This window comes from Vibrio sinensis (genome assembly GCF_003605645.1).
Classification (GTDB): Bacteria; Pseudomonadota; Gammaproteobacteria; order Enterobacterales; family Vibrionaceae; genus Vibrio; species Vibrio sinensis.
Genome location: NZ_QVMU01000003.1, coordinates 256,114 through 280,480 on the forward strand (window position 1 = coordinate 256,114; position 24,367 = coordinate 280,480).

24 protein-coding genes are annotated in these 24,367 nt (G+C 43.9%); 1 reads left to right on the forward strand and 23 read right to left on the reverse strand.

Annotation, left to right across the window (positions count from 1 at the left end; translation table 11 throughout):
* Nucleotides 1-9: 9 nt before the first annotated feature.
* The 22 genes from ccmI to sixA form a co-directional block, all read right to left on the reverse strand.
* Nucleotides 10-1,227 (reverse strand): c-type cytochrome biogenesis protein CcmI, encoded by a 1,218-nt coding sequence (gene ccmI / locus DZ860_RS06175; RefSeq protein WP_120030044.1) that lies wholly within the window; start codon nucleotides 1,225-1,227, stop codon nucleotides 10-12.
* Nucleotides 1,227-1,706, reverse strand: coding sequence for a cytochrome c-type biogenesis protein (locus DZ860_RS06180; protein WP_120030045.1), 480 nt, complete (start codon nucleotides 1,704-1,706; stop codon nucleotides 1,227-1,229). The genes ccmI and DZ860_RS06180 overlap by 1 nt, the downstream gene beginning before the upstream one ends.
* Nucleotides 1,703-2,257, reverse strand: a complete 555-nt coding sequence (locus DZ860_RS06185; protein ID WP_120030046.1) for a DsbE family thiol:disulfide interchange protein — start codon at nucleotides 2,255-2,257, stop codon at nucleotides 1,703-1,705. The genes DZ860_RS06180 and DZ860_RS06185 overlap by 4 nt, the downstream gene beginning before the upstream one ends.
* The gene (locus DZ860_RS06190; RefSeq protein ID WP_120030047.1) at nucleotides 2,258-4,216 is read right to left on the reverse strand and encodes a heme lyase CcmF/NrfE family subunit; all 1,959 of its coding nucleotides are present in this window, start codon (nucleotides 4,214-4,216) and stop codon (nucleotides 2,258-2,260) included. It lies immediately after the preceding gene.
* The gene (gene ccmE, locus DZ860_RS06195; RefSeq protein WP_120030048.1) at nucleotides 4,213-4,698 is read right to left on the reverse strand and encodes a cytochrome c maturation protein CcmE; all 486 of its coding nucleotides are present in this window, start codon (nucleotides 4,696-4,698) and stop codon (nucleotides 4,213-4,215) included. The genes DZ860_RS06190 and ccmE overlap by 4 nt, the downstream gene beginning before the upstream one ends.
* On the reverse strand, nucleotides 4,695-4,901 hold the full coding sequence (ccmD, locus tag DZ860_RS06200; RefSeq protein WP_120030049.1) for a heme exporter protein CcmD: 207 nt from the start codon (nucleotides 4,899-4,901) through the stop codon (nucleotides 4,695-4,697). Before ccmD ends, ccmE begins: the two co-directional genes overlap by 4 nt.
* A 3-nt stretch (nucleotides 4,902-4,904) precedes the next feature.
* A complete protein-coding gene (locus DZ860_RS06205; RefSeq protein ID WP_120030050.1) occupies nucleotides 4,905-5,657 on the reverse strand; it encodes a heme ABC transporter permease in 753 nt (250 codons plus the stop codon).
* A 107-nt stretch (nucleotides 5,658-5,764) separates the two neighbouring features.
* Nucleotides 5,765-6,433 carry a heme exporter protein CcmB gene (ccmB, locus tag DZ860_RS06210; protein ID WP_120030051.1) on the reverse strand — a complete coding sequence of 223 codons (669 nt, stop codon included), beginning with the start codon at nucleotides 6,431-6,433 and terminating at the stop codon, nucleotides 5,765-5,767.
* Between the two features lie 2 nt (nucleotides 6,434-6,435).
* On the reverse strand, nucleotides 6,436-7,056 hold the full coding sequence (gene ccmA, locus DZ860_RS06215) for a cytochrome c biogenesis heme-transporting ATPase CcmA (RefSeq protein ID WP_120030052.1): 621 nt from the start codon (nucleotides 7,054-7,056) through the stop codon (nucleotides 6,436-6,438).
* A gap of 192 nt (nucleotides 7,057-7,248) precedes the next feature.
* Entirely contained in the window at nucleotides 7,249-7,749 is a 501-nt protein-coding gene (locus tag DZ860_RS06220; protein WP_120030053.1) for a DUF2802 domain-containing protein, read from the reverse strand.
* Nucleotides 7,749-8,243: a chemotaxis protein CheW gene (locus DZ860_RS06225; protein WP_120030054.1), complete on the reverse strand. Its 495-nt coding sequence runs from the start codon at nucleotides 8,241-8,243 to the stop codon at nucleotides 7,749-7,751. The genes DZ860_RS06220 and DZ860_RS06225 overlap by 1 nt, the downstream gene beginning before the upstream one ends.
* Before the next feature lie 38 nt (nucleotides 8,244-8,281).
* The gene (locus DZ860_RS06230) at nucleotides 8,282-9,403 is read right to left on the reverse strand and encodes a chemotaxis protein CheW (RefSeq protein ID WP_120030055.1); all 1,122 of its coding nucleotides are present in this window, start codon (nucleotides 9,401-9,403) and stop codon (nucleotides 8,282-8,284) included.
* The gene (locus DZ860_RS06235) at nucleotides 9,396-10,172 is read right to left on the reverse strand and encodes a ParA family protein (protein WP_120030056.1); all 777 of its coding nucleotides are present in this window, start codon (nucleotides 10,170-10,172) and stop codon (nucleotides 9,396-9,398) included. Before DZ860_RS06235 ends, DZ860_RS06230 begins: the two co-directional genes overlap by 8 nt.
* Before the next feature lie 10 nt (nucleotides 10,173-10,182).
* The gene (locus DZ860_RS06240) at nucleotides 10,183-11,334 is read right to left on the reverse strand and encodes a protein-glutamate methylesterase/protein-glutamine glutaminase (RefSeq protein WP_120030057.1); all 1,152 of its coding nucleotides are present in this window, start codon (nucleotides 11,332-11,334) and stop codon (nucleotides 10,183-10,185) included.
* Nucleotides 11,335-11,360: 26 nt separating this feature from the next.
* On the reverse strand, nucleotides 11,361-13,562 hold the full coding sequence (locus DZ860_RS06245) for a chemotaxis protein CheA (RefSeq protein WP_120030058.1): 2,202 nt from the start codon (nucleotides 13,560-13,562) through the stop codon (nucleotides 11,361-11,363).
* Nucleotides 13,563-13,571: 9 nt separating this feature from the next.
* A complete protein-coding gene (locus DZ860_RS06250; protein WP_120030059.1) occupies nucleotides 13,572-14,291 on the reverse strand; it encodes a protein phosphatase CheZ in 720 nt (239 codons plus the stop codon).
* 45 nt (nucleotides 14,292-14,336) lie between these two features.
* Nucleotides 14,337-14,705, reverse strand: a complete 369-nt coding sequence (cheY, locus tag DZ860_RS06255; protein WP_120030060.1) for a chemotaxis response regulator CheY — start codon at nucleotides 14,703-14,705, stop codon at nucleotides 14,337-14,339.
* Between the two features lie 43 nt (nucleotides 14,706-14,748).
* Nucleotides 14,749-15,483 carry an RNA polymerase sigma factor FliA gene (locus tag DZ860_RS06260; RefSeq protein ID WP_120030061.1) on the reverse strand — a complete coding sequence of 245 codons (735 nt, stop codon included), beginning with the start codon at nucleotides 15,481-15,483 and terminating at the stop codon, nucleotides 14,749-14,751.
* The gene (locus tag DZ860_RS06265; protein ID WP_120030100.1) at nucleotides 15,476-16,369 is read right to left on the reverse strand and encodes a MinD/ParA family protein; all 894 of its coding nucleotides are present in this window, start codon (nucleotides 16,367-16,369) and stop codon (nucleotides 15,476-15,478) included. The genes DZ860_RS06260 and DZ860_RS06265 overlap by 8 nt, the downstream gene beginning before the upstream one ends.
* A gap of 13 nt (nucleotides 16,370-16,382) precedes the next feature.
* Entirely contained in the window at nucleotides 16,383-17,888 is a 1,506-nt protein-coding gene (gene flhF / locus DZ860_RS06270) for a flagellar biosynthesis GTPase FlhF (protein ID WP_120030062.1), read from the reverse strand.
* A 30-nt stretch (nucleotides 17,889-17,918) separates the two neighbouring features.
* On the reverse strand, nucleotides 17,919-20,012 hold the full coding sequence (gene flhA / locus DZ860_RS06275; RefSeq protein ID WP_120030063.1) for a flagellar biosynthesis protein FlhA: 2,094 nt from the start codon (nucleotides 20,010-20,012) through the stop codon (nucleotides 17,919-17,921).
* A gap of 113 nt (nucleotides 20,013-20,125) precedes the next feature.
* Entirely contained in the window at nucleotides 20,126-20,590 is a 465-nt protein-coding gene (sixA, locus tag DZ860_RS06280; protein ID WP_120030064.1) for a phosphohistidine phosphatase SixA, read from the reverse strand.
* A 331-nt stretch (nucleotides 20,591-20,921) separates the two neighbouring features.
* Between sixA and DZ860_RS06285 the strand changes: the two genes are divergently transcribed.
* Entirely contained in the window at nucleotides 20,922-23,696 is a 2,775-nt protein-coding gene (locus DZ860_RS06285; RefSeq protein WP_120030065.1) for an insulinase family protein, read from the forward strand.
* Here the strand turns inward: DZ860_RS06285 and DZ860_RS06290 are convergent.
* Nucleotides 23,688-24,284, reverse strand: a complete 597-nt coding sequence (locus tag DZ860_RS06290) for a VOC family protein (RefSeq protein ID WP_120030066.1) — start codon at nucleotides 24,282-24,284, stop codon at nucleotides 23,688-23,690. The two genes, DZ860_RS06285 and DZ860_RS06290, sit on opposite strands and share 9 nt — an antisense overlap.
* Nucleotides 24,285-24,367: the final 83 nt, after the last annotated feature.

Consider the following 24,367-nt stretch of genomic DNA (forward strand, 5'->3'; position numbering starts at 1 on the left):
CAACAATGATTAATACTGCTTATCAACGATAACTTCAACTGGCTCACCCATTTTAGCGGTTTCGCTCTCACCAAACCAGTCCCCATCTTTAGTAGCGACATTACCATCACTATCCAAACGGACTCGAACGATATATTCCTCTAGCTGAGACAACTTTCGCCCTTGCATCATGCTGTTTGTATCATCTAATACCACAGTACGAGGGAACGTTCCTAGCGGATAACGAGCTGCAGCAACTGGCATTGGTGAACCATCTGCAGTATGAACTGAGACAATCACCACAGCATCATCAGTCGTATTAACTTGATCAGCCAATGAGATAGTAACCGGTACTGATGTACCTTTAATACTCGTTGCGCCCATTTGCTTCTGAGCGTTTTCGATACTGCGTGACAACATTTCGTAACGCTCATCTTGCGGGCCGATCATTTGCTGCATAATGCTCCAATAACGCACGGCTGCATCAAAGTCTTTACGCTGGTACGCATCAAAAGCGAGCAATGAGAATACACGAATGTCTACATAGTCATGCTGAATCAAGTTACCTAACAATGAACGAGCTTTATCTTGATCGACATCGTCTTGAGATAACATCAACGCTTGTGCGTAACCCAATTGAATATCTTGGTTTGTGTTATCCAACTCATAGGCTTTTTTCATAGAGCCGATTGCAGTAGTTACGTCGCGGTTTGCTAATGCAATTCGACCTAACAACAACCATCCTGTTGAATCATTAGGTTCATAGTACAGACGGGTACGTAGTGCGAGAGTTAGATCTTCCATCTCATCAGTGCTCAGTTCACCACTTTGTGGCGACATAAGCTTTTTCGACAATGCTGGTAAATTGCCACTCACATCTTGCCACTGCTTAACTGCATCAGCCGCACCAAATTTCGCGTACATACCATAAGATAGAGCAACCACTAGCACCACTGACGGTATCAATACCGCAAGGGGATGAATGCTGGTTTCTTCTGATTTCGCTGCCTCATTGGGGATGTCATCCAATAGAGACTGCTTTAGGTCAGCGATTAAATCCTGCTGATTTTCAACAAGACCTTCTTCCGTCTCCTCTTTCAACTCTGAAAGACGATCCTTATAAAGGGCTTTATTTAGCTCATCACGCAACGCTTCATCATGATTTGATTTTTTGTTAATGATTGGCAATGCAATCAAAACAATACTCATCACTATGAGAATGATCGAAGCTATCCAAAATAACGTCATTATTGCTTGTCTCCGTCATTCTTTTCGTCAAGTAAGGCGTTAAAGCGATCTTCTTTACTCGAATCCCAATTTGCCTCAGCCAATTTCGCTTTTTTGTTGCGTCGGCTACGAACAATGATAAAACCAAACCCAATAACAACCACGGCCAGAGGCCCTAGCCATAGTATTGAGGTTAATGGCGTCAAAGGAGGATTGTAAGTCACAAAGTTACCATAACGAGCAATCATGTAATCGACGATTTCGTCTTCTGATTTGCCCTGCTTTGTCATTTCATACACTTTATGACGCAAGTCTTGTGCAAGCTCTGCATTTGAATCTGCGATGGTGTTATTTTGACACTTAGGACAGCGCAAGGTATTACCCAAGTCTTTGAATTGCTGTTCTTGCTCAACACTATCAAACTCATACACCTCTATGGCAGCGCTCGCTACCATAGAAAATGTTAGAGAGGCAATAAGGGCTAACATTAGCTTTTTCATTGCTTCGCTTCCTCAATCAACTGATCGTACATTGGCTTTAGTTTTTCGCTCCAATTACGAGGGTTCACATCCCCCACATGGCGATAGCGAATCACACCATTTGCGTCAATCAAAAATGTTTCAGGGGCTCCATAGACACCTAAATCAAGACCAAGCATCCCATTGCCATCAAATAAGCTGATCAAATACGGATTACCTAAGTCGTTCAACCAACCCACCGCTTTATCACGCTGATCTTTATAGTTCAGGCCGATAATTTTAACGCCCTGACCAGCAAGTTGATTTAAGTATTGGTGCTCTGCATAACAGGTTGGGCACCAGGTTGCCCATACATTGAGCAACAATGGTTCACCTTTAAAAATAGCCTGATCGTAAACCTTACCTGGTTCCGCTAAATCTTCTAAGTGGAACTCAGGGACTGTTTTACCAACTAAAACTGATTCAAGTTTTGTTGGATCATCGCCCTCTGAATTCTTAACCAATTGAGTCGCAAAAATTGCAACTAGGCCTAAAAAGACAATCAGTGGAATAAATAGAGATTTCTTCATTATTTAGGCCTCCTGCTTCTTGTCGGTTTTTCTGAAACGGTAGCGTTTATCACTAATAGATACTGCACCACCAATCGCCATCAAAAATGCACCCGCCCAAATCCAGTTTACAAATGGTTTGTAGTACATACGTACTGCCCACGATTTGTTATCGCCTAAGCGTTCGCCAAGGGCGATGTACAAGTCACGAGTCACGCCGCTATCGATAGCCGCTTCAGTCATCATCGAACGAGCAGTGCTATAAAAACGTTTCTCTGCATGTAGCGTATTGATGAATTTACCATCACGAGTGATGGTGAAATCTGCGATGTAGCCGTCATAGTTCGGGCCATCTTTATCTCTTACACCTGAGAAATAGAAATCATAATCCATCATTTGGAAATGCTCACCAGGAGCAAGTCTCACATCGCGTTCAATACTGTGAGTCTGAACCATTGCGATACCAATAATTGAAACCGCAAGACCGATATGCCCAAGCATCATCGCCCAATGGCTACGTTGAAGCTTGCGAACGCCAACCATAAATGTATGACGATGTGTTGCGCGCTGGTGTAACTCATAAGCGTGTAAACAAACGATCCACATCGCCATTAACCAACCTAGGAAGGTCATGAAGACAAATCGATCAGAGAATATAAAGTTAAACAAGCCAGCAAGAACAAGTGATAGCACACCTGAGATAATTAAAGGCTTAGTTAAACTAGAGAGCTCATCGCGTTTCCAGCGGATTAGTGGACCAATACCCAATAGGAATGAAAATGGGATCATTAGCCAAGCAAACAGCATGTCAAAGAATGGCGCACCGATAGAAACCGAGCCCAAACCAATTTGTTTGTGAACCAACGGCAGTAACGTACCGACCAAAACAACCACTAATGCTGCAATGATTAGGATGTTGTTGCCCAACAGAGCATTTTCACGTGATACCAAGTCAAAGTTGCCACGAACGCGAACCGAAGAACCTTTTAATGCAAACAGCAGTAATGAACCGCCGATAACAAAGACTAGGAAACCTAGAATAAACATCCCGCGAGATGGATCAGAGGCAAAAGCGTGAACCGAAACCAAGATGCCTGAACGAACTAAGAAAGTACCAAGCAAACTTAAAGAGAACGCAGAGATAGCCAATAACACTGTCCAAGCTTTAAAGGTACCGCGTTTCTCTGTTACTGCTAACGAGTGCATCAATGCCGTACCCGCTAACCAAGGCATAAACGAAGCGTTTTCTACTGGATCCCAGAACCACCAGCCACCCCAGCCAAGTTCGTAATAAGCCCACCATGAACCTAGTGCGATACCCAATGTTAGGAATGCCCAAGCAGCGGTTGTCCAAGGACGAGACCAACGAGCCCATGCTGTATCTAAACGACCAGTCATTAGTGATGCTATTGCAAACGAGAATGCAACAGAGAAACCTACGTAGCCCATGTACAGCATTGGCGGGTGGATAATCAGACCCGGGTCTTGAAGTAATGGGTTAAGGTCACGCCCATCAACAGGGAAGAAAGGTAGTGTGCGTAAGAATGGGTTTGAAGTCACAATAATGAACAGTAGGAAACCAACACTGATCATCCCCATCACAGCTAAAACACGAGCAACTGATTCTTGCGGCATGCCTCGGCTAAAAGTAGCAACTGCGACGGTCCAACCAGCTTGAATCAGCACCCATAGTAGTAACGAGCCCTCGTGAGCCCCCCATACCGCTGTTAATCGGTAATACCATGGAAGTTGGCTATTCGAGTTATTAGCGACGTAATCAAGTGTGAAATCGTTACTATAGAAAGCCCATAATAAAATACAAAATGAAACCATTAACATCAGGAACATACCCCAAGACAGAGGTCTTGCAGTATTCATCAACATGATGTTGTTTTTTGAAGCGCCAACCAAAGGCAATATGCTTAACAGCACAGCCATGGCCAGCGACACGATCATGGCAAAATGGCCAATTTCAGCAATCATTGACCGCTTCCTTGTTTTTGTTCTTGTGAGTATTCAAGAGGTTGGTGAGTCTTCTTCATTGCTTCGGCAACTTCTGGCGGCATGTACTCTTCATCATGCTTCGCTAACACTTCAAATGCTTCGATAGTCGTAGCATCTTTCAGTACACCTTGAGCAACGATACCCTGCCCCTCACGGAATAAGTCCGGTAAGATTCCCTCATAAACGATGGTCACTTTAGGACCAACATCATTAAGATCAAACGAAACGAGTAGTGAATCAGGATCACGCTTAACTGTGCCAGGAACAACCATACCGCCAATTCGTAAACGCTGACCTACGTAAGGTTTACTTCCATCATCTTTACCGTTGACGATCTCAGTTGGGGTATAAAATAAATCCATGTTTTGGCTTAATGCATAGAGCATTAAACCGACCGTGGCACTAATACCAATAAAGATCGCCAGCACAATGCCGAGCCTCTTTTTACGTCTTGGGTTCATAGCGTATTCTCCAAATTTTTTGCGGCGTCAATTCTAGCTTGGCGGTCTATTTTTGCCACGACTTCATTCATTAGCGTTTTGCCCTGTCTTAGGCTAATCACCAATATTCCAATCATTACTCCAAAAGTAATACCAAAAGCGGCCCAGACGTAACCGGCGTAGCCACCCATCGCTAAGAAATCACTAAACGATTCAAAATGCATAACTTAGTTACCTCTACGAGCTTGTTCAGACGCCAACTTCATGACCCAAGGTCGATGGCTTTCTTTACTGATGATTTCATTTCGCAAACGCAGCATCGTGACTGAACCGAAGAAGAATGCGAAACCAAAAATATTCAGAAGTAAGGGCCAAAGCATGTCGTTCGAAATTGATGGTTTGTCGAACTTAGTAATGGTGGCGCCTTGGTGGAGTGTGTTCCACCATTCAACAGAGAAGTGAATAATCGGTAGGTTCACAACGCCGACAATAGCCAGAATACCCGCAGCTTTAGCGGCTGTTTTCTGATCATCAAATGCGTTGTACAGCGCAATTACACCTAAATAGAGGAATAAAAGAATCAGTTCTGATGTTAGGCGAGCATCCCATACCCACCAAGCGCCCCACATAGGTTTTCCCCAAATTGCGCCAGTAAGTAACGCAATAAAGGTATACACAGCGCCAATAGGAGCCATAGCAGAAGCTGCCATGCTCGATAATCTAACTTGCCAAACTAATCCGATAAATGCGGCAATCGCCATAGACATATATACACCCATCGACCAAATAGCAGATGGCACATGAATATAGATAATTCTAAAGCTGTCCCCTTGCTGATAATCTGATGGTGCATACGCTAACCCCCATACTGTCCCGGCAGACAAGCACAGTAATGCTAGTATCGAAAACCACGGTAGCAACTTACCGCACAGCTGGTAAGCTGACTCAGGCTTCGCGTATGGATGGAGCCATTTCCACATATTTTATTCTCACTTTTGCTTCGCAATGTCTTGCACGCAATTAAGGTGCGACAGTCTTCGTGTTGTAATTTATATAAAGAAAAAACTTGTTACTTGATCAAACACAATTAATTCACACTTACTCGTAATGCGGCACTAATTGCAAATGGTGTTAATGTCATTGAACCCATTAACATCGCGCCTAGAATTGCTAATTGTCCGTTGTATGCCATCCCTAATGAAGCCGCATCAATCGCGGAAGTCGCAAAGATTAGGATTGGGATGTAAAGCGGCAATACTAGCAAACTCAATAAAACGCCCCCTTTTTGCAAACCAACAGTCAGAGCCACACCAATCGCGCCGATAAAGCTTAATGTCGGTGTACCCAAGACCAATGTCAGTACAACCGCTAACCAAGTATTAAAATCTAATGACAGCAATACCGCTAGTAATGGGCTAATGAGTAACAGAGGTAGCCCGGTCAATAACCAATGAGCGACCACTTTGGAAATAACCACAACCGAAAGCGGAACTGGCATGAGCATCATTTGCTCTAGCGAGCCATCTTGGAAGTCATCTCTAAACAAGCGTTCCAATGAGAGCAAAGCGGCTAATAAAGCCGCCACCCAAACAATACCCGCTGCAATTCGCGCCAATAGATTCGGCTCGGGCCCAATACTCAATGGGAACAAGGTAATCACTATGATGAAAAACCACAGTGGGTTAAAAATGTCCGCTTGTCGTCTAAACGCGATTAGCAATTCTCTACGAATGACACTACTCATTACTGACAACATGATTAATTACCTAGTTTGATTTTTCTTAATTTTAAATTGTCAGCAAACATGTCTTGATGCGTAGTGAGCATCACAATGCCACCTTTATCCGCATGTTCTAAAAATAATGATTCCAACACTTTCACGCCTTGTTTATCAATTGCGGTCAAAGGTTCATCTAAAATCCATAACTTATGGTCGCTGAGCCATAAACGAGCCAATGCTACCCGTCTTTGTTGTCCAGCTGATAACTGCCCTGCTGGGACATCTTCTCTACCCGCTAAGCCCACTTTAATCAATGCGTTGTAAATAGCATCTTTACTATGTTTTATTTTGCTATGAACACTAAGATGAAACCTTAAGTTCTCATAGGCTGTAAGCTCTCTTTTGACTCCGGTTTGGTGGCCAAGAAAGAGTAAATCTTGATGAAATGCTTCCCGATTAGATTCAACGCTTTCATCATTCCAAAGTACATCACCGTCATCTCTATCGCCTAAACCTGCAATAATCCTGAGTAATGTGGTTTTTCCGGTACCATTACGACCTTCAACTTGCACTAATTCACCACAATTGACAGTAAAGGACAGAGATTCAAACAGTATTCTTTCATCTCTTATGGCTGTAAGTTGTTTTACTTGTAACATGAGTGATCACTAAGCGGGAATTGAGCGGCTATATTACCACAGACATTTTTTGACGACATAGTGTTACACCTTTACGAGTCACGAAACTACGTAAGAATCTGTTAATATATTGCTGTATTTTTTATTAATTACTCAAATCTGGCTACATTGGATCATAAAAAAAGGGATGCTCAATGCATCCCTTCGATTCTATTAACGTTTTATCGGATTTCGGATCGGAGTCCTACGCTGAGCGCTTCGCTCAGGCATTGCGCCTAATGGTGGAATTTTTTCTTTGCCGGTCAGTTTATTTTGCAAAGACATCATCAATTCAGCTTCCGCTTTTGGTAACTCGCATTCTTGGATAAGTTCATTAATATCCGCGCCAAGTTGTACCATTTTGCTAGCCCTTGAATACATTCGACCATCACCATCCGCCTGTTCAAGCTCGGAAATACGTTCGGTCAAATGCTGCATAATGTCATGTTGCTCATTCACTCGCTGACCAAGCCCCACCACTACAGAACGAACTTCTAACAACTGCTTGCTGCTTTTCTGAAGTTCATTACTCAACTGGCGGTTTTGTTGGCGCAATTGATCACTTACTAATTGAGACTTTCGATTAATACGAAAAACGCTCATTAGCAACAATAGAAACAGTAATACGCTAACTCCAGCAAGGACTGGAGCACTGGTCATTAAGCTAATGTCCATTACAGGTGAGCCATCTCATCCCATTCGTCATCACTTAGCAGTTTATTCAGGTCAACCAAGATCAGCAATTTGCCCTCGCGGTTACTTACACCTTGAATAAATTTCGTACTTTCATCAGTACCAACACTTGGCGTGGTATCAATTTCAGATGAACGCAAGTAAACCACTTCGGCAACACTATCCACCAAGATACCAATCACTTGGTGCTCAGATTCAATAACGATAATGCGTGTATTATCCGTAATTTCACCTTCAACTAGACCAAAACGTGAACGAGTGTCAATAACTGTAACTACGTTTCCACGCAAGTTGATGATACCCAAAACATAATCAGGAGCACCAGGTACAGGCGCAATTTCTGTATAACGCAGTACTTCACGCACCTGCATTACATTGATACCGTAAGTTTCTTCTTCCAACTGGAACGTCACCCACTGAAGCACTTCGTCATTCATTTGGTCTTTTCTTACGTCCAGTTCACTAGTATGAGACATACCTTTACCTCTCTAAGCCTTTAAATTGGCATCACTTGCTATTTGTTTAATGCTTTTACATCAAGTCCAGCGCTGAGCATAGTGATTAATGCTTCAACATGGATCAGAGCGCACATTTTTTCTTTTACCATACCGGCAAGCCAAGGACGCTTCCCTGCCATTTCGCGCCAACGAACGCTATCGGTATGTAATAATTCGGTGCCTTTCAGTTGCGTAGATGCAAGGCCCCACTTACTTTCACCTAACATGACGATATATTGGTATTCGTCCTTGTAGGTATCATCTTTCAATTTGTCCGCCATCACCCATTTTGCTGTGTCGACGACGTCCAACTGGGCTTCGCGACTTGACTGTAAGCCTAAATACCATGCAGGGCGGCCAATCAAATGGCTGAGTTCACCAAGACGATGAATACCGCCAAGCTCATCAAGCGGAACTGCGAATAGAACGCCATTCACATCAAAATACAACACCTGAAAAGCTTGCGAACGTTGAGTCGATACCCAACTATCAGCCTCAGTTTCATGAGAAAGCGTTTTAAGTTCGGATGCTGTGCTAACTTCATGAGCAATAGTCGTCTCGACCGCTTCCAACGGTTTAGGTGGCACGATTTCAACCACTTCCGCTGGTGCATTATCAATCGTGTCTAGTTGAACCTGCTGATCAAGTGACAAAACAGAATCACTTTCCTCTATCACCCAGTCTTGAATTTCATCATCAAGCTCTGTCACAACGGGCACATGCACTTTTTCCGCTGCGAGTTTAGCAGTATTTTGTTGCATCATTTCTTCAATCTGCGATTCCTCTACGGGATTCGAAGATTCAAGCTGCTTTAGCAAACGCTCTACATCTTGAAGGTTAGGTACCTCTATATCGACTAAAGCGGTTGGATACTGAACAGAATAGTCGCTTTCAACCAGTTGTGGCTTCAGTTCAAAGTCTGCGGCATACGATGACGACTCGTTTGAATAAGAAACAACCTCGGCCTCGCACTCTACTTTAGCCTGAAGCTCAACTTCAGAATGGAACGATTGCTTATGTTCGATAGTTGGTTCAACTGTCTCGACGATATCTTCGTCAAATGGAAGTTGCTCATCTAACAAAGAGGCAAAATAATCATCGAGTGCTTGTTCACCGGATAGAATGCTCCGCTCACTCATTGATCGCTAACCTTTCTAAGTGAATTAATAGCTGCTTATAAGCAAACACACCACGGCTACCTGACGCAAAATGAGAAACAGGTAAATGCTTTAAGCTCGCATCACGGAATTTAGTATCAATTGGCACGGCAGAAGACCACACCTCATCCGGATAATCTCGCTTAAGTTGTTGCAATGTTTGTAACGAAGCTTTAGTGCGTTTATCGTACATTGTAGGAACAATCGTCACCTTAAATGAACGATTTCGTGATTTTTGCATTATCGCCAAAGTGCGGACCATACGCTCTAGCCCTTTCATGGCTAAGAACTCAGTCTGTACTGGAATAAGAATACGATCGCTTGCTGCTAACGCATTCACCATCATGACTCCAAGAATCGGTGGGCAATCGATAAGAACGTAATCATAGTTCTCTCTCAACACCAGCAGAGCGCGCTTTAAGATTAGCCCCATTCCGCTGCGATTGCCCATTACTCGGTCAAGCGTCGCCAGCGACATATGTGCGGGAATTAAATCAATCCCCTCAATATTTGTCGTCATGATGACAGGATTTACTGTCGTCTCGGTAAACTCACGTAACTGAAAAAGATCGAATAAACTTTTAGGCACATGATCCGAATCAAAACCTAAATAGGTTGTCAGTGAGCCATGCGGATCGGTATCCACAAGCAAGACACGCTTTCCCTGCTGGCTTAATAAACCCGCTAAAGTAATGGTTGTGGTTGTTTTCCCCACACCACCTTTTTGGTTGGCGATACTCCAAACTATCATCGCACTTCCTCTATGCTAGACCAACTTCAACTAACATACGCTCGGCAATGCGCTCTAATGGCAGATCTTCAGTCGAAATCCCAGCTTTCGCTACGGCTTGAGGCATACCATACACCACACAACTTTCTTCATCTTGAGCCCAAATCGTCGCACCAGCACTCTTTAACATACGAGCCCCTTCACGACCATCGGCTCCCATGCCAGTTAAGATCATTGACAATACTTTATCGCCATAAACTTTCGCAGCACTACCAAATGTTACGTCCACGCAAGGCTTATAATTCATGCGCTCACCACCATCGATAATTCTCAATCGAGCAGAACCAGGACGACCATCCAACATCATTTGTTTACCACCAGGCGCTAAATAAGCCACACCGGGTTTAAGCATGTCACCATCTTGCGCTTCTCTCACTTCGATTTTACACAGTGAATTTAGTCGACTTGCAAATGCGGCGGTAAAAGTGGCTGGCATGTGTTGAATCAGCACAATCGGATGAGGATAGTTAACCGGTAAATTGGTTAGTATCTTTTGTAGAGCAACAGGTCCACCCGTTGAGGTTCCAATAGCCGTCAACTGATACTTTTTGCCACTTGGCTTAAAACGACTGCCAATGCTTGAAGTGCTCGCTATCGACTGAGGCGCTGTTGCTGTAGCACTTGGAGTGGTACGTAAAGGACGTGCAATTGGAGCAACTCGAGAGGTGGTTGGCATCGCTGTCGTTGTCGTTCGCGCAGAAATCGGCGTTCGACGCACAAAAGCACGTCGAGAAGCGATTTGTAGAACGCGTTGTTGTAACAACAGGACCGCTTCATCGCGATTTCGAGCGATGTCTTCAAATTTCTTTGGTAAAAAGTCCAACGCACCAGCTTCTAACGCATCTAGCGTTGCTTTCGCGCCATCATGAGTCAGTGAAGAGAACATGAGAATAGGAATAGGCATTTTAGCCATGATTTCACGAACAGCGGTAATACCGTCCATGACTGGCATTTCTATATCCATAGTAATCACGTCTGGCTTTAGAAGCAGTGCTTTTTCAACCGCTTCTTTACCATTCATTGCGACATCAATCACTTCTAACCGAGCGTCAGAGTTAATGATTTCACTCACTCGACGGMGGAAAAAACTTGAATCGTCTACGACCAAAACTCTAATCGCCATGTGTTTCCTTTTTTATTATCAACGACTTAAATGCGAGACGCAGCTGCGTATTGCTTTAGCAAATCTGGAACATCAAGAATCAGAGCAATATGACCATCACTAGTAATCGTTGCACCTGCCATACCCGGTGTACCTTGTAGTAGATTATCAAGCGGCTTGATCACCACTTCTTCTTGCCCGATCAATGTATCTACAACAAAACCAACACGTTGGCTACCGATCTGAACAATAACAACATGACCATGTCCTTTACGAAGTTCGACTTTCCCAGCTTGTGGTGCAAGCCAGTTTTGTAAATAGAATAGTGGTAAAGATTTATCACGTACGATGATCGTTAACTGACCATCAACCACATTGGTTCGACTTAAATCGAGGTGGAAAATTTCATTTACACTCGCCAGCGGTAAAGCAAATGGATGTCCGGCAACGCCAACCATAAGTGTTGGCAAAATAGCCAATGTAAGAGGAACTTTGATGGTTATTTGGGTTCCTTTACCCATTTCAGAATCGATATCAATCGAGCCATTCAGCGTGTTAATGGCGGTTTTAACAACATCCATACCTACGCCACGTCCTGAAATGTCTGAAATCTTTTCTTTGCTTGAAAACCCTGGCGCAAAAATCAGGTTAAAACACTCTTTGTCGGTTAAACGTGATGCGGCATCTTCATCCATCATTCCACGCTTAACGGCAATACCCCGTAGTTTATTCGGGTCCATACCGCCGCCATCATCAACGATCGCAAGCTGAATATGGTCTCCCTCTTGCGCAGCAGAAAGAATCACTTTACCTGTACGAGATTTACCCGCTTTCACGCGGTCTTCTGGCATTTCAATACCATGGTCAACAGAATTTCGTACCAAGTGAATCAATGGATCCGCAAGTGCTTCAACCAAGTTTTTATCAAGGTCTGTCTCTTCACCACGCATTTCAAGATTAATATCCTTATTGAGGCTACGAGCAAGATCTCGAACTACGCGAGGGAAGCGACCAAAAACTTTCTTAATTGGTTGCATACGCGTTTTCATTACTGCGCCTTGTAGGTCAGCCGTTACAACATCAAGGTTAGAGACCGCTTTCGACATCTCTTCATCATTGCTGTTAAGACCAAGGCTCAATAATCGGTTACGAACCAATACCAACTCACCGACCATATTCATAATGGTATCGAGCGTCGATGTATCAACACGTACCGTCGCTTCTGCTTGAGATTTTTTCGCTGGCGCTGATGCTTCTTTCTTTACCGGTGGTTTAGGAGCCGATACCGGAGCAACTGGTGCTGGTTCTGGCGCCACAACGGTAGGGGCCGTAATAGGTTCAGTTACAGGAGACATCGTTTGAACTGCAGGCTTAGTCGCCATTTCCAGTTCTTCTACAGATGGCCCTTTGCCTGAACCATGCAACTCATCCAATAATTTTTCAAATTCTTCATCGGTCATCAGATCTTCATCTAACGATGAAAAACTCGATGTCGCTGGAGTTGAAACTGGCGCGACGACAGGAGTAGGTTCAACAGGAATATTTTTCCCCGGAGCCTTACCTATACCATGAAGTTCATCAAGTAACTTTTCAAATTCATCATCGGTAATATCTCCGCCCATTTCCATCGGTGTGCTTTGTGGTGCACTTTCTACTGGAGCTGGTGTGGCTTTTCCACTCGGAGAGCTTCCCTTACCATGTAATTCATCAAGCAATTTTTCAAATTCATCTTGGGTTATCTCATCGATTGAATTTGCAGCCGTTTGAGCATCTTGATCCTCAACTGAGCCTTGAGGCTCTGAAAGATCCATAATTGGTTCTACAACAACTGGCGCTGGCATTTCTGGCACATCTTCAGAAGCTGGACGACTTAAACGATGAAGCTCATTCAGTAAGCTATGCTCCGCTGGCGTTAATGGTTCTTGATTTTGTACAGCTCGAAACTGTTCGTTGACAGTATCAAGAGCAGATAACATCGTATCCATCAAACCCGCATCTACGGAACGTTGACCATTTCTCAACGTATCAAAAACGTTTTCCGCACCATGACAAGTGTCGACTAACTCAGTCAATGCCAAGAAGCCAGCACCACCTTTTACAGTATGAAACCCGCGGAAAATAGCGTTAAGAAGATCGCGGTCATCTGGGTTGTTTTCTAGTTCAACTAACTGCTCGGATAGCAGCTCTAGAATTTCACCCGCCTCGACTAAAAAGTCCTGAAGAATATCTTCGTCTAAATCGTAGCTCATAAGTAACCTCTAAAACCCAAGACTTGAGAGTAAGTCATCGACTTCGTCTTGTGATGAAACCGCATCCTCGCGCTCAAGAGGGTTCAAAATCGGTCCCTCCGGGTCTGTAGATGCTTTCTTATTGTTGTTTGTCGGCTCTGCTCGTTGATTGGTGCTGAAAACGGTCAGAATTTCAACTAAACGCGTCTCTACTTCATTGACTAACGTAATGACTCTTCGAATGATTTGACCCGTTAAGTCTTGGAAATCTTGTGCCATCAAAATATCAGTAAGTTGACCTCGCAACTCACTACTATTGCCCTCGACATGTCCAAGCATCTCATCGATACGATGGCACAACGCTTTAAACTCAGCGAGTTCAATGCGACCACGCATCAATTCATTCCATTGTGGGCGAACTTGCAGCAATCCCTCATGTAGATTGTCAGCAATCGGCATACAACGATCGACAGCGTCCATCGTACGATTCGCCGCATCCTCTGTTTTCTCAATAACATATTGAAGGCGATCACGGGCATCAGGAATTTCGTCATTTGCGATCTGGTTCATACGCGTATCAAGACTGAACTGCTTGAGTGACTCATGCAGATCGCGCGTAAGTTCGCCGACTTCCTTTAACACCGGATTATCTGGAGAATCTGCGATTTGAATGACAAGACGATCAGCATCATCTTGTCTTCCTTGCTCCAATAATTCGACAAGTTGTTTTGCTTGTTCTAATGAAATCATCCTAAATTAGCCTTTAGTCAACTGGCACTTGAGTCAAAGCAATGACTATAAGCGGTCAAAAATTTTGTCTAATTTTTCTTTTAACGTCGCTGCCGTAAATGGCTTAACGATGTAACCGTTTACGCCCGCTTGCGCCGCTTCGATAATTTGTTCACGTTTCGCTTCAGCTGTGATCATCAAAACTGGCAAGTGTTTTAAATCAGCATCAGCACGGATGTGTTTCAATAGGTCGATACCTTGCATGCCTGGCATATTCCAGTCAGTCACTACAAAGTCAAATCCACCTTTTTTAAGCATTGGGAGTGCGGTTAAGCCATCATCGGCTTCTTGGGTGTTATTGAAACCCAAATCGCGAAGTAGGTTTTTAACAATACGGCGCATTGTTGAGAAATCGTCAACAATAAGGATTTTCATGTTTTTATTCAAAATAGCCTCCACTGAGTTCTATATCAGTGTCTTAGTCATTATTTGTCCACGCGCTAAGCTTAACTCGTAGACGCTGCATTGATTGGCTTAGTATTTGGCTTACGCGAGATTCGCTGACCCCAATAACTTCACCGATTTCTTTCAAATTTAATTCTTCATCGTAATAAAGAGAGAGCACCAATGCTTCACGCTCTGGCAGTGATTTTATCGAATCAATCAATGCCTTGCGAAACATTTCATCAGCAACTCCCTTAAACGGTGTATTCTCTTCGCTATCCTCTTCCGAAGTAATAACATCTTCGGATACTCCGAGGTCTTCAATGCCGACCAAACGTGAACAGTTTATGTCAGTTAACGCTCGATGATATTGGTCCAAACTTAGCTCAAGAAATTGAGCTACTTCGCTATCAGTCGGATCTCGGTTTAATTCACCTTCCAGCACAGAAATAGCGTGACTGATTTCGCGACTGTGTTTATGAACGGAACGAGGAACCCAATCTCCTCTGCGGATATCATCCAGCATTGCGCCGCGAATTCGAATACCCGCATAGGTTTCGAAACTCGCGCCCTTACTGCCATCATAGTTCTTTTGTGCTTCAAGAAGGCCAATCATTCCTGACTGAATTAAGTCATCAACTTGTACACTTGGTGGTAGGCGTCCTAACAAATGATGAGCAATACGCTTTACCAACACAGAGTATTTTTCTAAAAATACTTTCTGGCTGTTGTGATTCGCATATTGGTCATAGGTCAGTGCCTTATTCACCAAATGGTCCCTCTATATCTACATTGTCTACTCGGTTTAGTAGACGTTCTACGAAAAATTCCAGATGTCCACTTGGTGTTTTAGGTATAGGCCAAGTGAGTGCTTTGTTTGCCAGTGAACCGATGGCCAAAGCCGCAGGTGAGCGAGGGAATGCATCTACAACAATTTTTTGCTTTTTAACCGCTTGGCGAACCTTATCATCTAAAGGGATACAGGCTACGAGCTCAAGGCTCACATTTAAGAATCTCTCTGTGACTAAGGTCAATTTTGCAAACAATTCTCGGCCCTCTCGATAGCTTCGAACCATATTTGCAACGATTTTAAAACGTTGTACTTGATGCTCTTTACTCAAAAGCTTGATTAGAGCATATGCATCAGTTATCGATGTGGGTTCATCACATACCACGACAACCACGTCTTGCGCGGCGCGTGAAAAGCTGATCACCATATCAGATATCCCAGCTGCAGTATCAACCAACAGAACATCCATTTCATCTTCAAGACTGCCGAAAGCACGAATCAATCCAACATGTTGAGCGTGAGTCAATTCTGTCATCGACTGAGTGCCTGACGTTGCTGGGATGATCTTAATTCCGTAAGGTCCTTCGACGATTGCATCGGGTAAGTCACACTCACCAGCCAACACATGACCTAGGTTACGTTTTGGACGAATTCCTAGCATCACATCGATGTTTGCTAATCCCAAATCGGCATCCAGTACCATGACTTTTTTACCTTGGCGAGCCATACAGATCGCTAGACCCAAAGTCACATTCGATTTCCCCACACCACCTTTGCCGCCAGTTACCGAAATAACCTTAGTCAATGATGGCTGTGTTAAGCGGCGTAGTCCGCTTGCTTGATCTTGTATCATATTATTTGTCATCATCGTCCGCCGCTTAGAACCTTTCAGATTCACTATTCCAGTAGTGTGGTTCATCATCCGCCGATTTCTCTAGTAATTCGTTCGCTTTTGCGACCATGTATTTTGGTTGCGCTATCACGATATCTTCTGGAACTCGTTGACCATTTGCGATGTAAGCCACTGGTAGGGCATTTTGTACCACTACACTGACAAACTCGCCCAAACTCAATGATTCATCCAGCTTAGTCATAATGCATCCAGAAAGAGGGATACGTTTAAAATGTTCGATTGTTTCTTGTAACACTTTTCGTTGAGCTGTCGCCGGCAATACTAAGTAACTATGGATAACTTCTCCGCTATCGTGCATCAAGGTATCCAGTTGTTCAGACAATCGAACATCACGTTGTCCCATACCTGCTGTGTCCACTAACACTAAACGGCGATTACGTAGCTGATATATTACTTCGGCCAATTCATCAGAATCTTTAGCTACTTTTACCGGACACCCCATAATTCGACCATAAATTGCGAGCTGCTCGTGGGCGCCAATACGGTAAGTATCAGTTGTCACCAATGCCACATTGTCTGCACCGAACTCCATCGCAGCGCGTGCAGCCAATTTTGCAACAGTCGTGGTTTTTCCTACACCGGTAGGACCTAGCAGAGCAACAACTCCACCGCGTTTTAATATATCGACTCTTGAAATTGGGATTTGATCAGCAACAAGCCCCAGTAATGCTTTCCACGCCTTAGTTGGCGGAGTGTCTTCTGGGATATAACACGCTAACTGATCAGCAAGCTCTGCTGATACGCCCATTCGTTCCAAACGCTTAATTAGCATTGCACGCAACGGTTCACGTCGTTCAACTTCTTGCCACATCAAACCTGAGACCTGGTGCTCCAAGAGTCGTCGGATTGAGGTCATTTCTTCGCGCATGTCTTCCAATTCTTCGTTCTGAACTGGCGCTCTTTCTTTGCTGCCACGCTCATAACGAGATGGGTCTAATCTTGGTGCTGGTCGATCAATTCGACGATCTTCTGCAATCAAACGAGCAAGAGGCGAGTCATCTTTAACTTGCACATCGCTGAGTTGTCTATCGTTTTGTGGTCTATCACTGCGGTCATGGCGAGCGTTCGATTGACGCTTGAGCAATGCCGCAAGAGAATCATCTTGAACAGGCTCTTCAACATCATGTTCACCACGCCCCGAACTGTAGTGTTTGAGCATGTTGGCAAAACGTTTAGTCATTGAACGCCCGGAATCGCCACTGGCCTGCAAGCTCACCCGATCATCGTCCAACTGACGTTGATTCGTTGACTGAGCAAGGCGAGGTGATACCTGAGTATGAGCGGTTCGAGGTTGCGAGTTATAATTGGTTGTTAGCCGAGCTGGGGCACTTTCGCCATCCACGGCCGCAACTATTTCTACGCCACCCGCGACTTTTTTATTAGACATGATCACGGCATCCGACCCTAACTCCTCTTTAACTTGGAGTAGAGCCATGCGCATATCTTTGGCAAAAAATCGTTTTATCTTCAAAGGTTAACATCCGTCATTCAACGCAACGTATCAGTTTCCTACAGCCTGTACGATGCGTATTTGTTTTTCATCTGGTATCTCTTGATAAGAGAGTACTCGCAGGGAAGGAATCGTATTTTTTACAAATCGAGCCAACGTTGAACGCAATACGCCTGACGTCAGTAAGACTGCAGGTTCGCCTTTTAGCTCTTGCTCTTGAGTTGCACGACTCAAGGATGCTTGCATTCGCTCTGCTAAACCTGGCTCGATACCAGCCGATTCCCCACCGGACGCTTGCATTGTTTGATGCAATATTTGTTCCAACTCAGGAATCAAGGTTATCACGGGCAATTCTGGCTCTATGCCATTGATTTCTTGAACAATAAGTCGCTTAAGGGAGATCCGAGCTGCCGCTGTTAGGATGTCAGGTTCTTGACTCTTACTCGAATATTCGGACAACGTTTGTACAATGGTTCGAATATCTCGGATCGGGACCGCTTCGTTGAGCAAGTTTTGTAAAACTTTTACAACACAGCCTAAAGGCAGTTGATCAGGAACAAAACTCTCCACCAATTTCGGCGCACTACGAGCTAACATTTCTAATAAGTTTTGTACCTCTTCATGGCCTATAAGCTGAGAAGCATTGTTCGTGAGTAGTTGACTCATGTGGGTCGCTAACACGGTAGAAGAATCCACTACGGTATAACCTAGTGCTTGAGCATGTTCTCGGTTATCTTCTCGGATCCAAACTGCTTCCAAACCAAATGCAGGATCGATGGTTTGTTCACCATCAATCAAGCCATACACTTGCCCCGGGTTGATTGCCAGTTCCATGTCTGGACGGATTTCAGCTTCACCAACCGCAACCCCCATTAAAGTGATTCGGTAGCTATTTGGTGTCAGTTCGAGGTTGTCTCTAATGTGTACCGCTGGAATAAGAAAACCAAAATCTTGAGACAGTTTTTTCCGAACCCCTTTAACTCGCTCTAGAAGTTCTCCACCCTGATCCCTATCGACTAATGGAATCAGACGATAACCCACTTCCAGACCGATAATATCGACTGGCTGTACATCATCCCATGACAATTCTTTCGGTGTTGGGGCTTCAGTCTCTCGAGTAACAGGAAGACTGGGAGCTTCTGACGCTTTCTGTTGCTTACGATGAATCCAGTAAGCCGCACCACCAGCTACCATGGCTAAAGATAAGAATGAAAAGTGCGGCATACCCGGCACAATACCCATAATGCCCAAAATGATCGCGGTGATCATGAGCGCCTTAGGGTTATCAAATAGCTGGAAGACAACGACTTGCCCCATATCTTCATCAGTATTTTGACGAGTAACCATGATTGCTGCTCCAATCGACAACAAAAGCGATGGAATTTGAGCAACCAGACCGTCACCAATCGTCAGCAAGATATAAATTTGCAGAGCTTGAGAGAATGCTAAATCGTATTGAACCATACCGATGGCCAAGCCACCGATGATGTTAATGAATAGAATTAAAATACCGGCAATCGCATCGCCTTTTACGAATTTAGAAGCACCATCCATTGAACCGTAAAAATCCGCTTCTTTGGTTACTTCCTGACGACGGGTACGCGCTTGTTCTTGGTCAATCAAACCCGCATTCAAATCAGCGTCAATCGCCATCTGTTTACCTGGTAAAGCATCCAACGTAAATCGCGCACTCACTTCTGAAATACGCCCGGCACCTTTGGTTACGACCATGAAGTTAATGATCATCAAGATCAAAAACACCACCAAACCAACCGCATAGTTACCGCCGATAACTACGTTACCAAATGCTTCGATAACGTTACCCGCAGCACCAGAGCCCTCGTGACCATAGAGTAGTACCACACGAGTTGAGGCAACGTTCAGCGCCAAACGTAGCAAAGTCGCGATAAGCAATACAGTTGGAAAGGCTGCAAAATCAAGCGGTCGACGTGTGTAAACTGTTACTAATAAAACCACCATGGATAAGGCGATGTTAAAGGTAAAGAAAAGGTCGAGCAAAAACGCTGGGATGGGTAGAACCACCATCGCCAACGTTGAGAGAACCATAACCGGAGCGCCAATGGCAGGCATGCTTCTTTGAGGAATAGAGGGTAATCTATCCGAAAAAGGCAGAGTAAACTTCATAAATTCAGTGGGTACATTGTCGCGAAATTAGAAAGACTTACCAACAGCATGCAAGTTTTAGTCCATGAACTATGTCAATTAAATGGCTTATGCGGTAAGTCTTTAGGGAAAAATTATGAGTGAACATTCCATAAAATTTCGCCACTACGGGAGATAGGGTCGTAATCGATGCAGATCATACCCGATGTCGGGAACATAGGTGGTGCGATATCTTTTACAAATTCCGCCGTCAAATATCCGACCAATGGTAGATGTGACACCAAAAGTAATGATTCGATGTTTTCTAGCTCTATACGTGCAGATAGGTACTCAAATAACTGTTCAGACTCACCATAAGGGGTTATGTCTTCGCTTGTTTCTACCGCTTGGGCTTTGAAACAACCAGAAATTTCCTGCCAAGTTTGTTGGGCTCTAAGGTAAGGGCTCACTAATACCTTGTCGATCTCGATGATGCCTTGCTCATTACAAGCTCGCGCTACAGCAACTGACGTCGTACGACCGTTTTGGGTAAGGGCTCTCTCTGCATCACTCGCGGCGTAATGTTCCGCCTCACCGTGACGCATAATCATAAGTTTCATATTATCATCCTGATAGAAAGTACTCGTCGTTACTTCCCATTATATTTTTTTGGTTTTGCGTTTCTCACTCGGCCAATTCTTCCATTGGTCGTCGTTACTTAGCATTGAATCTCTTGGGCGTAAAAATAATTATATCAAGTAACTTGCTAAAGACTCGGACTTTCTTAACAATCTAAATATATTAACTAAATATATGAATAATTTTTGTTCATCACTCATCGATGGGTAAATTAAGTGAAACGTGTCAGAAAAAAGATTGCATTCTTGTTAATGTTTGCAGTCGTCAATTTCGCGTACATACTTAACTCTATGCCCTTATTGGAGACATACTGTGCACTTAAGTCCAAACGACACTAATCAATACCGTTACGTTACATTAGAAAATGGCTTAAGGGTGCTATTGATCCATGATAGCGATGCTCAGAAATCAGCCGCTGCATTGGCTGTCAACGTTGGCCATTTTGACGATCCAATCGATCGCGAGGGGCTGGCACATTACCTTGAACATATGCTTTTTCTTGGAACAGAAAAATATCCAAAAATTGGCGAATTTCAAAGTTATATTAACCAACATGGCGGAAGCAATAACGCCTGGACTGGTACGGAGCATACTTGTTTCTTTTTTGATGTATCTCCAAGTGCGTTCGAAAACAGTTTAAGCCGATTCAGCCAATTTTTCACGGCCCCACTATTTAACGACGAAGCACTTGATAAAGAACGTAATGCAGTTGAGTCTGAATATAAACTCAAATTAAAAGATGATGGACGCCGTCTTTATCAAGTACATAAAGAAACGATAAATCCTCAGCATCCATTTTCTAAATTCTCTGTCGGAAATCTAGAAACACTAGGCGATCGAAATGGCAGCAGTATTCGAGATGAAATCATTGCATTTCATAGCAGCCACTATTCCGCTGACCTGATGACACTCTCTGTTGTTGGTCCGCAAGATTTAGATGAGCTTTATCGCTGGGTTAATGGCTTTTTTTCTGCCATACCTAATCTTAAGTTAGCTGGGAAATCACTTCAAATACCCTATATTGACGAGCATTCGACCGGAATTTCAATTGCCGTTGAGCCAATAAAAGAAGTCCGAAAGTTGATTTTAACTTTCCCGATGGAAAGTATGGATGCCCATTACCAAACTAAGCCTCTCTCCTATTTTGCCCATCTACTTGGCTATGAAGGGGAAAATAGTTTGATGTTGGCATTAAAAGAGCACGGATGGATTACCTCTTTAACTGCTGGAGGTGGCTCAAGTGGTAGTAATTACCGCGAGTTTACTGTGAGTTGTAGTTTGACAGAGCAAGGCTTAGCGCACACTGACGATATCATTCAGTCTATATTCACGTACATTCGACACATCAAGCATCAAGGCCTTGAAGAATGGCGCTATCTTGAAAAGCAAGCGGTTCTAGAGTCCGCATTTCGTTTCCAAGAACCCACTCGTCCTCTTGATCTAGTGAGTCATCTGGTTGTGAATATGCAGCACTACCAAGCTCAAGACACCATTTATGGTGACTTTATGATGAGTGAGTATCAAGAATCCGTATTGCTCTCACTGCTTGACTATTTTACTCCTGAAAACTTAAGAATTACCCTGATTGCTCAAGGGCAGCAGTTTGACCGTGAAGCGAAATGGTATTTCACCCCTTATTCAGTCACTCCACTGAGCCCAGCTCAAATTGCTCTATTCCATCGAGACTCGGATTTAGCATTTAGCTTACCTGCTCGTAATCCTTTTATCTGCTATGACTTAACCACGCAACCTTTAGAAGCAAAGCAAGCGTTACCGACGGTTTTAGAAGAGTTACCCGGTTTCAAACTTTGGCACATGCAAGACCATGAGTTCCGAGTTCCAAAAGGCGTGGTGTATGTCGCCATCGATAGCCCTCATGCCATCGCTAACCCACGCAACATTGTTAAAACTCGTTTATGCGTAGAGATGTTCCTCGACTCGTTGGCAACCGAAACTTATCCAGCCGAGATAGCAGGATTGGGTTACAACATGTATGCCCATCAAGGCGGCGTCACCTTAACCATATCGGGTTTTACCCAAAAACAGCCTGAACTCATGCGCATGATCTTAGAGCGCTTTGCCAAGCGCGATTTTAGCGATAAGCGTTTTGATACAATCAAAACACAATTATTGCGTAATTGGCGAAATTCGGCTCAAGATCGCCCTATGTCACAGCTTTTTAATTCTATGACTGGCTTACTGCAACCTAACAATCCACCTTATGCAACCTTAGTGGAAGCCCTTGAAAGCATCAAAGTGGATGAATTGCCAAGCTTTGTTGATGCCATTTTGGCTGAATTACATGTGGAAATGTTCGTTTATGGCGACTGGACCAAATCTGACGCCCTCACGCTTGGAACAACATTAAAAGACGCACTTCGAGTTAAAAATCAGCAATACGAAGAAGCGCTGCGCCCTTTAATCATGTTAGGCTCCAGCGGCACATTTCAACGAGAAGTCTATTGCGATCAAGAAGATTCAGCCATTGTATTGTACTACCAATGTGATGATACGGAGGCTAAGAGCATTGCCCTCTACTCACTTGCCAACCACCTGATGTCAGCGACTTTCTTTCACGAGATTAGAACAAAACAACAATTGGGATATATGGTCGGTACGGGTAACCTGCCACTAAATCGACACCCGGGTATTGTTCTGTATGTTCAATCTCCCAATGCCGCACCGATTGATTTACTCACATCTATCGATGAATTCCTCAATGCGTTTTATATGGTGCTGTTGGAGTTAAGTGATTATCAATGGCATAGCAGTAAACGAGGTTTATGGAATCAAATTGCGACGCCAGATACCACGCTACGTGGGCGTGCTCAGCGACTTTGGGTTGCCATAGGCAACAAAGACAGTAATTTTGACCAAAGAGAGCGCGTATTAGAAGAGCTAAAAGGGCTAACAAAAAGCGATATGATTCGATTTGTTGTCAGCGAACTGAAACCACGTATGGCGAACCGTCTGATTATGCACACGCAGGGCAATGCGCATCACGATTCGCCATCTCTTGATGTGGGCATGGAAATTGGCTCTATTGAAGAGTTCCAATTACGCCCTAAAGATGTCGAGCTAGGCTAATTCTGACACCACGATGTCCTTTAATGAATGCGGGTGGAGCTTGATGCACACCCCATTGTATTTGAATGCTACCGTCGGATTATTCAAACGCTCCCCCTCACCTTTCGGGCTCGATAATTTCACTTTGACGCCCAAAGCTGACAATTGTTCGAAATTAGCGGCAAATAGAGGAAATTGACCCATCAAATCCTGTAGATACTCTTCCGCGGTTTCAGCTTGGGAGGGAATCACAAATTCAATATGTTCCCAACTCTCAGTTGGGTAGTGTTTTCCAAGCGCTGGATAAGGCAATTCTAGACACTCAATGCTCCACCCATGACTCATTAATGGATTATCAAATTCAATAACAATGATGGGGCGACCATTAATTTTGGCTTGCGAGATCACTTGACCATATTGAGACCAAGCTTGATGAGCTTGAGCCGCTATTTCTGCATCGTTAATACGCAAGGCAATATGGTCAGCCTGCGCTAAACTCAAATCAAGCTTGATTCGAGAAGCGAGTTCCGAAATATTTTCAACAAACCCGTCCAAATCTTGCTGCATTTGTATTGGTGCCAAACGTTTTGCTTCCAATTGTGCCGTCATTTCTATTCTCATTGTTATCGGAAATGGAGATGGCCATAGTAATACCAAACCTTAGGAATATCTATCGAGGAGAAAAAGTCTAA